Genomic DNA, 12,879 nt, shown 5'->3' on the forward strand with positions numbered 1-12,879 from the left:
CGTCATGCTCATCGCACTGATCGCGATCCTGACCGTGGCCAACGTCATCGCCGCAGTAGCGCCCAACTTCGCGATAGCGATGGCGGCACGAGTTCTGGTCGGATTCGTCATCGGCGCCTATTGGTCGATCACCGCCGGTATCGGTGCGCGACTTGTCGGAACGGCACACGCGCGTCGAGCGACGACCATCATATTCTCGGCGGTACCACTCGGATCGGTTCTCGGTGTCCCTCTCGGCACACTACTTGGCGACGCGGCAGGATGGCGCGTGCCGTTCCTCGCAGCAGCCGCCCTCACGGCTGCGACCCTCATCGCCGCAACGATCGTCCTGCCGCCACTCGCACCTCACGGTGCCCTCGGACTCCGTCACCTCGCGGGACTCGTGAGGCGCCGCGGCGTGCAAACCGGACTCCTGAGCACCTCCCTGATCGTGCTCGCGCACTTCGGCACATACTCCTACGTGCGTCCGTTCCTCGAAGACGAAGCGCTTCTGAACCCCACCGTCGTTGGGGCCCTTCTCCTCGTCTACGGGGCAGCAGGCATCGCAGGCAACACGATCGCAGGCCGATTCGCCCCCACCCGCCCCGAAGCCGCACTCGCCGTCGCCGCAGCCGCTATCGCAGCCAGCCTGACCACCGCGACGATCCTGGCACCCAACCACGCCATCGTCGTGATCACGATAAGCATCTGGGGCGCCGCCTACGGGGCGATACCTGCCGCGACAAGCTCATGGTTCAGCAAAGCACTACCTGACCACTCAGAGCCCGCAGCCATCTACTTCACGGCTTCGTTTCAAGCAACCATCTCCCTCGGCGCTCTGCTCGGCGGAGCCCTCCTCGACCACAGCTCACTCACCACCCTGTATCTCGCGGGTGCCCTCCTCGCGATGATCGTCGCCATATACGCGACACATATCGCACGCCATCCACAACAATTCCGGCCCATCCCGGCCTCACTCGTCGCTGCCGTCGACCTAAAGGGTTCGCACGACATGCAGCCAAGAGAAGACAACCCCTGACGACCGAACGATCACCAGACCAAAGAGCTCGCCCCTGGCGTTGTAGAGCACACAAGGGCGTGGACAGCGATCACGCGACGATACACAGGAGATACGTGAACAGTCACCGGCCGACATCACCCGCATCGAGATCAGGCGTTCCGCCCAGCGCGACATTGTTCGAGTCCAGCCCCGAGCCGAGACCCGAGTCCCACCAACCGATTGCAGCGCTCAGAACCAGTCCGCCGCTCGATCCTGGATGAATTCATCTGGAGCGGGCCTTGACCTGAACTATTATTGAGGTTCTAGTTTTGACGGTATGAGCGTGACGACATCGGTGCTGGCCGGCAGGCGGCAGTGGGTGGGGTTGGCTGTGCTGACCTTGCCGACGCTACTGGCGTCGCTGGAGCTGACCATCCCCAATCTGGCGTTGCCTGCTATCGCCGAAGACCTGTCTCCGAGCAGCGCGCAGTCCCTGTGGATGATCGACATCTACGGCTTCCTGCTCGCCGGGTCCCTCGTCACGATGGGCACGCTCGGGGACCGGATCGGGCGACGGCGGTTGCTGCTGATCGGCGCCACGGCGTTCGGGGTGCTCTCGGTGGCGGCCGCTTACGCACATAGCGCTGAGATGCTGATTGTCACCCGCGCCTTGCTCGGGGTCGCGGGCGCGACGCTGATGCCCACGTCGTTGGCGCTGGTGGCGACCATGTTCGCCGACTCCCGGCAGCGCACCGTCGCGGTCGGGGTGGTGATCGCCAGCGTCGCCGGCGGGACCGCGATCGGACCGCTGATCGGGGGGTGGGTGCTGGAACACTACTGGTGGGGCATGGTCTTTCTCATCGCCGCACCGATCACCGTGGTGTTCTTGATCGTCGGCCGGATCCTCCTGCCGGAGTCGCGGCGGCCGGAGGCGGCGCGGATGGATGTGCCGAGTGCTGCGCTGTCGTTGTTCGCGGTGCTCGCCGTCATCGCTGGGCTCAAGACCCTCGCCGAAGGCGGGCAGTGGTGGCTCAGCGCCGGCATGACCGTGGTGGGCCTGCTCATGGGCGGGGTGTTCATCCGCCGCCAGCGGCGGCTCGATGCGCCCCTGGTGGACTTGACGCTGTTCCGTTCGTCCGCCTTCAGCGTGTCACTCGGTGCCTTGTTGTTCGGGGTGTTCGCGTTGTTCGGGATCAACTTCTACCTCGCGCAGTATCTCCAGCTCGTCTTCGGGCTCTCACCTTTACAAGCCGGCCTATGGACCGTGCCCGCAGCCGCCGGCGTGATCGTCGGGTCCACCCTCGCCCCGATGCTGATCCGCTGGGCGCGCCCCGGCCGGGTCGTCAGCTCGGGTCTTGTCCTCGCCGCCGCTGGGTTCGCCGGACTCACCCAGGTCACACCAAGCGGTGGTCTGCCCGTGCTCGTCGTCAGCGCCGTGGTGATCTCCCTCGGCCTGGGCGCAATGATGACCCTCGCCACCGACCTCGTCGTCGGCTCGGCACCACCGGAACGCTCAGGCGAGGCATCGGCCCTGTCCGAGACAGCGCCGGAACTCGGCGGAGCCCTCGGCATCGCCGTCCTCGGAAGCATCGGCACGGCCATGTTCCATACCCGGCTCCCGCCATCTGCCGCCACTGCCCTGCCAGCCGAGGATGCAGCAGCGGTCACCGACACCCTCGCCGGCGCCGTGGCCGCGGCAGAGACCCTTCCTGAACTCGCCGCCGTCGAACTCCTGACCGCAGCGCGGCAGGCCTTCACCGAAGGGCTCCACCTCGTCGCCGGCATCAACATCGGCCTCCTCCTGCTGACGGGAACCCTGGTCTCCGTGCTCCTCAACCGTTCCCGTCCGACCCCGGCCATCGATGACAAGGAAGCGCGGACCGGCGAATGAAACGACCGAACTGGCAACAGACCGAACTCACCGTCGGCGAGGTGGCGGCACGCTCCGGCGCCGCCGTGTCCGCGCTGCACTTCTACGAACGTCAGGGCCTCATCACCAGCACCCGCACCTCCGGTAACCAGCGCCGCTACCGACGAGATGTTCTGCGCCGGGTCGCCCTGATCCAGATCGCGCAGCAAGTCGGCATCTCCCTCGCAACACTTCGCGAGCAACTGGAGATCCTCCCGAGCGACCGAGCGCCTACCCGGCAGGACTGGGAGCGATTGACCGCAGAATGGAAGACCGAACTCGATCGACGAATCAAACACCTCGAACAGCTCAGGGACAAGTTCACCGATTGCGTCGGCTGCGGATGTCTGTCCATCGACCGCTGCCTGCTCGCCAACCAGAACGACCAGCTCGGAGAAACCGGCGCCGGCCCACGCCGACTCCTCAACGGAACATGACCTCCACAGCAACCGGACTCAACACCGAGCCATCACGGCGCACGAGGCACGCTGATGGCTCGACCGAGTTGTCGAACTACAGCTAGTGTGTCTGACAAAGGTTGAGTGTTCTGGCTTGAACTTGGTCCCGTGTCGCGTTTTTAGTTGCTCTCGGATGCCCAGTCGTCGTTGATCGAGGGGATGCTCCCGATACCGACGGGACGCCCTGGCCGGAAGGGAATGGCCACGACGTACAATCGCGGTGAGGCGAAGCGCCAGGCCGAGATTCCGGCATCGGTGTGAGGGAGAGGTCAGGATGTTCGGTTCGAAGAAGAAGTTCAACGATCTGATGGAGCAGCTCAGGCCCGACCTGAGTCGGGAATCGCTCGGCGTCGGGCCCGACTTCCCGGGCGTCGCCCCGAATCCGTTCCTGAGCAGTGATGCACGGAAGCGCAATGCGGAACTGCGTACGGGGGCGCTTGCGCTCGGGGTTCTCGTCGACTGGCGGGAGGTCAACAGCAATCCACGCGTGGTCCTGATGTTCGACGTGGAGACCGCCGACGGCATATCGTTCCGCGGTATCGCAGACGAAGGCCTCACGATCACCGAGCTCACCCGGCTCGCCCCAGGACAGACGTTGCCCGTGCGCTACCGGCCGGCCGTCATGGACCACTACGTCGCCCTTGCCCGGGACGCGGACCCCGCCCGTGTGCAGCAGCTCTCTGACGAGATCGCGAGCCGCAAGCGGACCTGACCCGTTCCGACGAGGAGGTCCTCGATGTCCCATCGCTAATGCCGCTTTGACCCCGCGCCAACGTCTCCGGATCGCGCGGTTGATAGTTGATGATGTGGTCACGCGCCGCCACGGGAGACGTACTCCTCGATCACGACACCCGATTCGAACGAGCGGGTTCCGGTCAGAGCGAACGCGCGCGGTTCGTAGGGGACGTTGCCGAATATGGAGATGCCGGAGCCGAAGACGATGGGGTTGCGTTTCAGGACGAGGTGGTCGATCTCCGGCAGGAGCGTGCCTGCGAGCTCGCCGCCACCGCAGAGCCAGACGTCCAGGCCGTCTTCCTGCTTCAGGCTGCGCGCCATGGCGAGTGGATCGTCGGTGAGGGTGATTGCCGGGTCGACGTCGCGTGGGTGGCGGCTCGCGACGATCTGACGTAGGTGCGGATAGGGACTGGCGATACCGATATCGAGTGCGGGGGTGAGCGTGTTCCACCCCATGATCACCGTGTCGAATCGCGTTCTTGGCGGCTCGATTCCCAACGCTGCGTGTGCATGCGCGGGTAGCGCATCCGCGTATTCGTCGAACACCACCGACGCATGGTCGCCTTCGACGAGGAATGCATCGAACCCGCCTGCCGGGTCAGCGATATATCCGTCGATGCTGACGGCGACGTAATAGACGAGGTCTCGCATAGCGTCTCCAATCACGACATTTGTCGTGGTTAGAGTACAACAGGAGTCGTGGTTTGGCTAGCATTGGCGATATGGCTCGCAACGACGAACGACGCTCCGCTCTTGCCGACGCTGGGATCCGCGTGCTCGCCGAGGAGGGAGCCCGCGGTCTCACCCACCGCGCTGTCGACGCCGCGGCCGGCACGCCACGCGGCACCGCCTCGAACTACTTCCCGACCCGCGACGATCTCATCTCCGCACTAGTCGACCGCATCGGAGAGCGACTCACGCCCGATCCCGAGGCCGTTCCTTCGCGTAACGCCCGGTCTCCTGACCGGGCACTATTTGCCGACTACCTGCGCGACGTCGTGCGACGACTCAGCGCTGACCCGCACGTGCCACTCGCCCTCTTCGAGCTTCGGTTGGAAGCTGCTCGACGCCCCGCTATCGCCGCAACGCTCGGAGCGTGGCGACAACGAGCATTCCAGGAAGATGTCGCGTTCAACGGCGACTCCGGTCTGCCCGGAGGGCGAACCGAGATCGCCCTGTTTCACTACGCCGTTGACGGACTCATGCTCGATCACCTTACCGCGCCACTCGACACCGGACTGTCCGTCGACGCCGCCATAGACGAGTTGGTCGACCGCATCCTCCAGTGACCCCGGGTTTCAGCCCTACGAAGAAGCGCGCGTCAACAACCTTCTGGCCAGCAACAACTATTTATCAACCGTTCCCGGGCGGGGCTCATCCGCGAGTTCGGTGAGGTGTCGAAGCGCCGGGAGGACGCCGGCGAGGGCTTTGCGCTGCTCGTCGGTGAGCTGGGCGACCAGGGGACGCAGGCGGTCGACGCGGTCTTGGTGACGGGAGCGGGTGATCCGGTGGCCTTCTTCGGTGAGCTGGATCAGCGTCGCGCGACGATCCCGGGGGTCGGGTTCCCGGGCAACGAGGCCGTCGCGTTCGAGCTGAGCGATGAGCTGTGTCAAGCGGGGCTGGGTGACCTGTTCGGTCTTGGTCAACTCCGACAGGCGCATGGGCCGTCCGGTGCTGGCGAGCGTGTCGATGACCGACAGGGTCGTGAACGGCAACTTCTCCCTCATCGGCAGTCGGATGAAGAAGCGGTTGAAGTCCACGATCGTCCCGACCAGCGCATCCACGTCCAGCTCACTCACCCGTCGATCGTATCAACAGTTTAGATAAATTTCTTATGTTATCGTGATGGTGACCACCGCCCGGTGGCGGAGCCTCGGATCGGAGAGCAGACAGATGACAGTGCGCGTGGGGATCAACGGGTTGGGCCGGATCGGGAGAAACGTTGTTCGCGCCCTCGCGGCCCGTGCAGGGACGGATGTGCAGATCGTCGCGGTGAACGACCTGGGGGCACCGGAGACGATGGCGCACCTTCTCCGGCACGACTCCGTGCTGGGCCGGTTCCCCGGTGACGTGACCGTCTCCGGCGATGACCTGGTGATCGACGGGCAACCGGTGCGGTTCCTGAGCAAGCGGGATCCCGCATCGCTGTCCTGGGGTGCTCTTGGTGTCGATATCGTGATCGAGGCGACCGGCGTGTTCACCGACGCTGCCCGCGCCCGCGGCCATATCGATGCCGGCGCACGGAAGGTCATCATCGCCGCCCCGGCAACGGGCGAGGACGCCACGGTGGTTCTCGGGGTAAACGAGGACACCTACGACGCCGACAAGCACACGGTGATCTCGAATGCTTCCTGCACGACCAACTGCCTGGCCGTGCTGGTCAAGGTCCTCCACGACACCGTGGGAATCACCGGGGGCATGATGACCACCGTCCACGCCTACACCCAGGATCAGAACCTTCACGACGGACCACACAAAGACCTACGCCGGGCCCGTGCCGCCGCGCTCAACATCGTCCCCACCTCCAGCGGCGCTGCCAAAGCGATCGGGCTGGTCCTGCCGGAACTTGCCGGACGCCTCGACGCATACGCGTTACGAGTCCCGGTACCCGTCGGGTCCATCACCGACCTCACCGTGACCGTCGAGCGTGGCACGAGCGTGGAGGAGATCAACCAGCACTTCGCGCAAGCCGCACGAACAACGATGGCCGGAGTCCTGCACTACACGGACGCACCGCTGGTGAGTTCGGACATCGTCGGAGACCCGGCATCGTGCGTGTTCGACGCCGGCCTCACACGCGTGAACGGACGCCAGGTCAAGGTCGTCGGCTGGTACGACAACGAATGGGGCTACTCCAACCGGCTCCTCGACCTCGTCTCGCTGATCGGCTGAGGTGGGCGAACCGTGACGACCAGCATGTCCGCACCCACACACCGCGCCTTCGCGGTGCCGGTCTCGCCGTGCTCCTCTCTGGATACGCACTCTCCATCGCCGACATCTTCATCGTCAACGTCGCCATGACCACCATCGGTAACGACCTCCACACGACAGCACCAGACGGCGGAATCTGGACTTCAAACCGGAAACGTCGTCGGTTTGAACAACGACGCTCTGGTGGGCCCTACCGGGCTCGAACCGATGACATCCACGGTGTAAACGTGGCGCTCTACCAACTGAGCTAAAGGCCCATCGCAAGCACTTGAGTGCTCGCGACTTCTCGACCATCATATCGACGCGCGAACGGATGCAGCGTGCCGAGGTGCATGAACGAGCCGTGGCGCATACACTCGCGGCATGGACGACCCTCACGCCCCAGGATCCGATCACGACACCAGCCAAGCTCAGGCATCCCCCGACCAGGAGCGCCGTGCGGAGACGCGCTGGCCTGCCCTGACTGGCCTCGTCGTCGCGCTCGCGCTCTACGCCCTCGTCAGCAATCCTGGGACGGCAGCGCTGCGCTACCTCGCGATCGCTTTGGTCCTGCTCATCCTGCTGCCGCTCTTCGTGCTCAACCCTCATCGCCTCAGCAGAGAGACACAATGGTCTCGCTGGATGTCGATCGTTCTGACGTCACTCCTCGTGGTGGCGAATCAGATCAACGTGCTCTCGGTCATCGGCGAACTTCTCAGCGGAACCGCGAACGGCCCGCGCGTGCTGCTGACCGCTCTGCAAGTGTGGGTCACCAATGTCATCGCCTTCGGCCTGCTCTACTGGGATCTCGACCGCGGCGGTCCTGTCGCTCGCGGAACGCTGTCACGCGACCAGCTTCCACCCGCCGACTTCGCCTTCCCGCAGGACGATCACAGGGACGCCGTCGTCGAGGTCACCCGGCAGTCGTCGCAACGGGGCGACTGGAGACCCGGCTTCGTCGACTATCTCTACGTGTCGCTCACGAACATGATGGCGTTCAGCCCCACGGACGCGATGCCATTGCGCACGCGCACGAAGATGTTCATGGCCGTCCAGGCGCTCACAGGATTCATCCTGCTCGCGCTCGTGATCTCGCGCGCCGTGAACATCCTCGGCTAGTGCGCATCGGAGGAACTCACGCTGGCCCTGGTTCTACGCCAATTCCTGTGTTCTGCGCCATTCCTGGCGGCGCGGAACGCAGGAATTGGCGCGAAAGTGAAGAGACCGCCTGCCAGCTAAGCCGAGACGCTGAGGCGCAGCTCCTCAAGAGCAGACCGGTAGGCGGCGAGAGAACGCGCCTCACCCGGCGCAGTGATGAAACTCGCCCGGATGATGCCCTGCGCGTCGATGAAGAATGTCGCCCTGTTCGCGAAACCCTTGTCCTCGAGGAAGACGCCGTACTCCTTGGCGACATCGCCGTGCGGCCAGAAGTCGGCGAGTAGCTGGAATCCGTACCCTTCCTGTTCGGCCCACGCGCGCAGGGTGTGTTTGGAATCGACCGAGATGCCGATGATCTCCACGTCGTGATCGGTGAACAACGCAAAGTTGTCGCGCAGCTGGCAGAGCTCTCCGCTGCAGATTCCAGAGAACGCGAGCGGGAAGAAGACGATGGCCACCGCCTTGCGTCCGCGGTAGCGGCTGAGCTGGACGACTTCGCCGAATTGGTTGGCGAGTTCGAAGTCGGGTGCCTGGGTGTCGTTCTCCAGTGCCATGGTTCGTTCCTTTCCGGCCGAGTGCGGCACAGTCGCAAGCACGTATCCTAACCCCGTCGCGTACGAGCGCGCCTGAAATAGAATCAATAGGATGGCGTGGTGCCTGGTCGTGATCCGACCTGCTGAATAGTGCGGCACGCTCCTTGAGGCACGATCTGCCCACACACAGAAAGGTCGAGTGTGACTGTCAACGACCAGGACCCGTACTCGGTAAGTCACGTGGATTCGGATCCGGAGGAGACCGCCGAGTGGAATGAATCGCTCGACTCGCTCGTCGCGGCTCACGGCCACGAGCGCGCGAGAGAGATCATGCTCAGCCTGCTGAAGCGCTCGAAGGAGCTCCATCTCGGCGTTCCGATGGTACCGACCACCGATTACCTGAACACGATCGCGCCCGAGAACGAGCCGGAGTTCCCCGGTAACGAGGAGATCGAGCGCCGCTACCGCGCCTGGATCCGCTGGAACGCAGCCGTGCTCGTGCACCGCGCCCAGCGACCCGGCATCGCGGTGGGCGGCCACATCTCCACCTATGCGTCCTCGGCGGCGCTCTACGAGGTCGGATTCAACCACTTCTTTCGCGGCCAGGACCACCCCGGCGGCGGCGACCAGATCTTCATCCAGGGCCACGCCTCCCCCGGCACCTATGCCCGCGCCTTCCTCGAGGGCCGCTTGAGCGCCGATCAGCTCGACGGCTTCCGTCAGGAGAAGTCGCACGCTCCCAACGGTCTGTCGTCGTACCCGCACCCACGGCTCATGCCCGAGTTCTGGCAGTTCCCCACGGTTTCCATGGGTCTCGGACCCATCAACGCGATCTACCAGGCACAGCTCAACAGATACCTCACCAACCGCGGCATCAAGGACGCGAGCGACCAGCAGGTCTGGGCGTTCCTCGGCGATGGCGAGATGGACGAGGTCGAGAGCCGCGGGCAGCTCCAGGTGGCAGCGAACGATGGTCTCGACAACCTCAATTTCGTCATCAACTGCAACCTGCAGCGTCTCGACGGACCGGTGCGCGGAAACGGCAAGATCATCCAGGAGCTCGAGAGCTTCTTCCGCGGTGCCGGCTGGAACGTCATCAAGGTCGTCTGGGGTCGCGAATGGGACGACCTCCTCGCCCGCGACAACGACGGCGCGCTGCGCACGCTCATGAACGTCACCCCTGACGGCGACTACCAGACCTACAAGGCCGAGTCGGGAGCCTACGTGCGCGAGAACTTCTTCGGACGCGACCCGCGCGCCCTCGAGCTCGTCAGCCACCTGAGCGACGACGAGGTCTGGGGGCTCAAACGCGGCGGTCACGACTACCGCAAGGTCTACGCCGCGTTCAAAGCCGCTTCGGAGCACACAGGCCAGCCGACTGTCATCCTCGCCAAGACCATCAAGGGCTATGGCCTCGGGCCGTCCTTCGAGGGCCGCAATGCGACTCACCAGATGAAGAAGATGACGCTCGACAATCTGAAGACGTTCCGCGACGCTATGCGCATCCCGATCACGGACGCTCAGCTCGAGGAGAACCCATACCTGCCGCCGTACTACAACCCGGGCGAGCAAGACGAGGCCATCCAGTATCTGCATGAGCGCCGTCGCGCGCTCGGCGGTTACCTGCCGGAACGCCGCGTCAAGTACACGCAGCTCAACCTGCCGGACGACTCGGCGTACGCGGTCTCGAAGAAGGGATCCGGAACGCAGGAGATCGCCACCACCATGGCCTTCGTCCGCCTGCTCAAGGACCTCATCCGCTCGAAGGACTTCGGTCACCGCATCGTGCCGATCATCCCCGACGAGGCGCGCACCTTCGGAATCGACGCGTTCTTCCCGACCGCGAAGATCTACAACCCGAACGGACAGCACTACACCTCCGTCGACCGTGAGCTCCTCCTCGCCTACAAGGAGAGCCCGCAGGGACAGATCCTGCACGTCGGCATCAACGAGGCAGGGGCCATCGCGGCCTTCACCAGCGTGGGAACGTCGTACTCGACGCAGGGCGAGCCGCTCATCCCGGTCTACGTGTTCTACTCGATGTTCGGCTTCCAGCGCACCGGCGACGCGATCTGGGCGGCCGGCGACCAGATGACCCGTGGCTTCATGATCGGTGCGACCGCCGGTCGCACCACGCTGACGGGCGAGGGCCTGCAACACGCCGACGGTCACTCGCTCGTCCTGTCCTCGACGAATCCGGCCGTGGTGTCCTACGATCCGGCATACGGATACGAGATCGGGCACATCGTCCACAGTGGCCTGGAGCGCATGTACGGCGGCGTCCACCCCGACCCGAACGTCATGTACTATCTCACCGTCTACAACGAGCCGATCATCCACCCTGCCGAGCCGGAGAATCTCGACGTCGACGGCGTCGTGCGCGGCATCTACAAGCTTTCGGAGTCGGCCGTCTCCGGCCCGAAAGCCCAGTTGCTGGCATCCGGCGTAGCCGTCCCATGGATTCTCGAAGCACAACAGCTGCTCGCCGAAGATTGGGGCGTCTCGGCAGACGTCTGGTCGGTCACCTCCTGGTCGGAACTGCGCCGCGACGGCCTCGCAGCCGACGAGCACAACTTCCTGAACCCGGACGCCGCGCCGCGAACGCCATACGTGTGGCAGAAGCTCGGCGGCGCGCAAGGGCCGTTCGTCGCGGTGACGGACTTCTCGCACAGCGTGCCGGACCAGATCCGCCAGTTCGTTCCCGGGCAGTACGCGACGCTCGGGGCCGACGGCTTCGGCTTCTCCGACACCCGTGCCGCCGCCCGTCGATTCTTCACGATCGACGGACCGTCTGTCGTCGTGCGCACACTCGAGATGCTTGCGGCCCGCGGTGAGGTCGACCGCAACCTTCCGTCGCAGGCCATCGGGAAGTATCGTCTCCACGACGTGAACGCCGGCACGACCGGCTCGGCCGGGGGCGAGAGCTAACCGCCCCGTGCCGCCCACTCCGAAAACCAAGGAAGAAACGCTCGTCTGGTTGCGCACCATCTCGGGTGAGCTCTCGACGGCCACGCTCAAACGACTCGAGGACACCCTGCCCTGGTACGGGGACATGCCGCCGGGACGGCGGTCCGCGGTCGGCCTCGTCGCGCAGGCGGGTATCACCTCCTTCATCTCGTGGTTCGACGACCCCAAGTCCACACCGTGGATCGCCGCCGATGTCTTCGGCGCCGCCCCACGCGAGTTGCTGCGCTCGGTGAGCCTGCAACAGACCCTGCAACTCATCCGGGTCGTCGTGGAGGTCGTCGAGGAAAGGGTCAAGAACGGCAGCGAGCCGCTGAGGGAGGCGATCCTGCTCTACTCGCGCGAGATCGCCTTCGCCGCAGCCGACGTGTATGCGAGGGCCGCAGAGGCGCGCGGCCTGTGGGACGCCAGACTCGAGGCCCTCGTCGTCGACTCGATTCTCAGCGGCGAGTACGACGACGAGCTGCCGAGCCGGATCGCGGCGCTCGGCTGGCACGGCCACGGCGAGGTCGCCGTGCTCGTCGGGACGACCCCGAAGATGCTCGACGTCGACCAGCTCCGACGCTCGGCACGGCACATGTCCGCCGATGTGCTCATCGGGGTGCAGGGAAATCGTCTCGTGCTCGTGATCGGGCGCTCGCATCCCACCCCCAGCGGAGACGAGGAGGCCACCGGAACGGCTCGCGCATTGAGTTTCATGGAGATCGCCGGACAGCTCGAACCGAGCTTCGGCCCCGGCTACCTCGTGCTCGGCCACGAGGTGCCGAATCTCGTCGACGCGTCCAAAAGCGCCAAGGCCGCCCTCGCCGGCTTCGCCGTCGCCCGCTCCTGGCGGCATGCTCCGCGACCCGTCCAGGCAGACGATCTCCTTCCCGAGCGCGCGTTCGCAGGCGATCCGCTCGCGAGGGCGACCCTCATCCATCGCATCTACCGGCCGCTGCAGGCGCACTCGACCGAGCTGCTCGCGACCCTCTGGTGCTACCTCGACAACGGCCGTTCCCTCGAGGCGACGGCCCGCGAGCTCTTCGTGCACCCCAACACGGTGCGTTACCGGCTCAAGCGAGTCTCGGAGGTCATCGGTTGGGATGCGACGGGAGCACGCGAAGCGCTCATCCTGCAGGCAGCGCTCATCATCGGCTCCATCAGCGACCACGACGGTCTTCCCCGAAAACGATAGATTCCACTATGGCTATGCGCTTGGACTATCTTTCAACGACAAGCGAATCGCTAATA

12 protein-coding genes and 1 tRNA gene are annotated in these 12,879 nt (G+C 65.0%); 9 read left to right on the forward strand and 4 right to left on the reverse strand.

The features are described from left to right. Nucleotides 1-4: 4 nt before the first annotated feature. The 4 genes from ACFQB0_RS06365 to ACFQB0_RS06380 all read left to right on the forward strand — a co-directional run bounded on the left by ACFQB0_RS06365 (nt 5) and on the right by ACFQB0_RS06380 (nt 4,058). Nucleotides 5-1,018 (forward strand): MFS transporter, encoded by a 1,014-nt coding sequence (locus ACFQB0_RS06365; protein WP_386728937.1) that lies wholly within the window; start codon nt 5-7, stop codon nt 1,016-1,018. A 298-nt stretch (nt 1,019-1,316) separates the two neighbouring features. Then, nucleotides 1,317-2,870 carry an MFS transporter gene (locus tag ACFQB0_RS06370; RefSeq protein ID WP_386728940.1) on the forward strand — a complete coding sequence of 518 codons (1,554 nt, stop codon included), beginning with the start codon at nt 1,317-1,319 and terminating at the stop codon, nt 2,868-2,870. Continuing rightward, nucleotides 2,867-3,325: a redox-sensitive transcriptional activator SoxR gene (soxR, locus tag ACFQB0_RS06375; RefSeq protein WP_386728942.1), complete on the forward strand. Its 459-nt coding sequence runs from the start codon at nt 2,867-2,869 to the stop codon at nt 3,323-3,325. The genes ACFQB0_RS06370 and soxR overlap by 4 nt, the downstream gene beginning before the upstream one ends. Before the next feature lie 295 nt (nt 3,326-3,620). After that, nucleotides 3,621-4,058: a hypothetical protein gene (locus tag ACFQB0_RS06380; protein ID WP_386728944.1), complete on the forward strand. Its 438-nt coding sequence runs from the start codon at nt 3,621-3,623 to the stop codon at nt 4,056-4,058. A 98-nt stretch (nt 4,059-4,156) separates the two neighbouring features. On the opposite strand, the gene ACFQB0_RS06385 is transcribed toward ACFQB0_RS06380, so the two are convergent. Further along, entirely contained in the window at nt 4,157-4,732 is a 576-nt protein-coding gene (locus tag ACFQB0_RS06385) for a dihydrofolate reductase family protein (protein WP_386728947.1), read from the reverse strand. 71 nt (nt 4,733-4,803) lie between these two features. Between ACFQB0_RS06385 and ACFQB0_RS06390 the strand changes: the two genes are divergently transcribed. Continuing rightward, nucleotides 4,804-5,370, forward strand: coding sequence for a TetR/AcrR family transcriptional regulator (locus ACFQB0_RS06390; protein WP_386728948.1), 567 nt, complete (start codon nt 4,804-4,806; stop codon nt 5,368-5,370). A gap of 57 nt (nt 5,371-5,427) precedes the next feature. Here the strand turns inward: ACFQB0_RS06390 and ACFQB0_RS06395 are convergent, their stop codons facing one another. After that, nucleotides 5,428-5,880, reverse strand: a complete 453-nt coding sequence (locus ACFQB0_RS06395) for a MarR family winged helix-turn-helix transcriptional regulator (RefSeq protein ID WP_386728950.1) — start codon at nt 5,878-5,880, stop codon at nt 5,428-5,430. A 94-nt stretch (nt 5,881-5,974) separates the two neighbouring features. Here ACFQB0_RS06395 and gap point away from each other — a divergent pair, with 94 nt between their 5' ends. After that, a complete protein-coding gene (gap, locus tag ACFQB0_RS06400) occupies nt 5,975-6,973 on the forward strand; it encodes a type I glyceraldehyde-3-phosphate dehydrogenase (protein ID WP_386728953.1) in 999 nt (332 codons plus the stop codon). Between the two features lie 220 nt (nt 6,974-7,193). Here gap and ACFQB0_RS06405 read toward each other — a convergent pair. Beyond that, nucleotides 7,194-7,269: transfer RNA gene (locus tag ACFQB0_RS06405), tRNA-Val, on the reverse strand. 106 nt (nt 7,270-7,375) lie between these two features. On the opposite strand from ACFQB0_RS06405, the gene ACFQB0_RS06410 reads away from it, so the two are divergent. Further along, nucleotides 7,376-8,110: a hypothetical protein gene (locus tag ACFQB0_RS06410; RefSeq protein WP_386728956.1), complete on the forward strand. Its 735-nt coding sequence runs from the start codon at nt 7,376-7,378 to the stop codon at nt 8,108-8,110. Between the two features lie 116 nt (nt 8,111-8,226). Here ACFQB0_RS06410 and ACFQB0_RS06415 read toward each other — a convergent pair whose 3' ends face one another. Beyond that, nucleotides 8,227-8,703: a peroxiredoxin gene (locus ACFQB0_RS06415; protein WP_386728959.1), complete on the reverse strand. Its 477-nt coding sequence runs from the start codon at nt 8,701-8,703 to the stop codon at nt 8,227-8,229. A gap of 180 nt (nt 8,704-8,883) precedes the next feature. On the opposite strand from ACFQB0_RS06415, the gene aceE reads away from it, so the two are divergent. Next, entirely contained in the window at nt 8,884-11,610 is a 2,727-nt protein-coding gene (aceE, locus tag ACFQB0_RS06420) for a pyruvate dehydrogenase (acetyl-transferring), homodimeric type (RefSeq protein ID WP_386728961.1), read from the forward strand. Nucleotides 11,611-11,659: 49 nt separating this feature from the next. Continuing rightward, nucleotides 11,660-12,823: a PucR family transcriptional regulator gene (locus ACFQB0_RS06425; RefSeq protein ID WP_386728964.1), complete on the forward strand. Its 1,164-nt coding sequence runs from the start codon at nt 11,660-11,662 to the stop codon at nt 12,821-12,823. Nucleotides 12,824-12,879 lie beyond the last annotated feature (56 nt).

This window comes from Luethyella okanaganae, from assembly GCF_042660285.1.
Classification (GTDB): domain Bacteria; phylum Actinomycetota; class Actinomycetes; order Actinomycetales; family Microbacteriaceae; genus Luethyella; species Luethyella okanaganae.

Excerpts from the sequence above, each read along its gene's own strand:
- ACFQB0_RS06385 (WP_386728947.1), bottom strand. The coding sequence starts at position 4,732 with ATGCGAGACCTCGTCTATTACGTCGCCGTCAGCATCGACGGATATATC.
- ACFQB0_RS06370 (WP_386728940.1), top strand. The coding sequence starts at position 1,317 with ATGAGCGTGACGACATCGGTGCTGGCCGGCAGGCGGCAGTGGGTGGGG.
- ACFQB0_RS06415 (WP_386728959.1), bottom strand. The coding sequence starts at position 8,703 with ATGGCACTGGAGAACGACACCCAGGCACCCGACTTCGAACTCGCCAAC.
- ACFQB0_RS06390 (WP_386728948.1), top strand. The coding sequence starts at position 4,804 with ATGGCTCGCAACGACGAACGACGCTCCGCTCTTGCCGACGCTGGGATC.
- ACFQB0_RS06410 (WP_386728956.1), top strand. The coding sequence starts at position 7,376 with ATGGACGACCCTCACGCCCCAGGATCCGATCACGACACCAGCCAAGCT.
- ACFQB0_RS06380 (WP_386728944.1), top strand. The coding sequence starts at position 3,621 with ATGTTCGGTTCGAAGAAGAAGTTCAACGATCTGATGGAGCAGCTCAGG.
- ACFQB0_RS06365 (WP_386728937.1), top strand. The coding sequence starts at position 5 with ATGCTCATCGCACTGATCGCGATCCTGACCGTGGCCAACGTCATCGCC.
- soxR (WP_386728942.1), top strand. The coding sequence starts at position 2,867 with ATGAAACGACCGAACTGGCAACAGACCGAACTCACCGTCGGCGAGGTG.
- gap (WP_386728953.1), top strand. The coding sequence starts at position 5,975 with ATGACAGTGCGCGTGGGGATCAACGGGTTGGGCCGGATCGGGAGAAAC.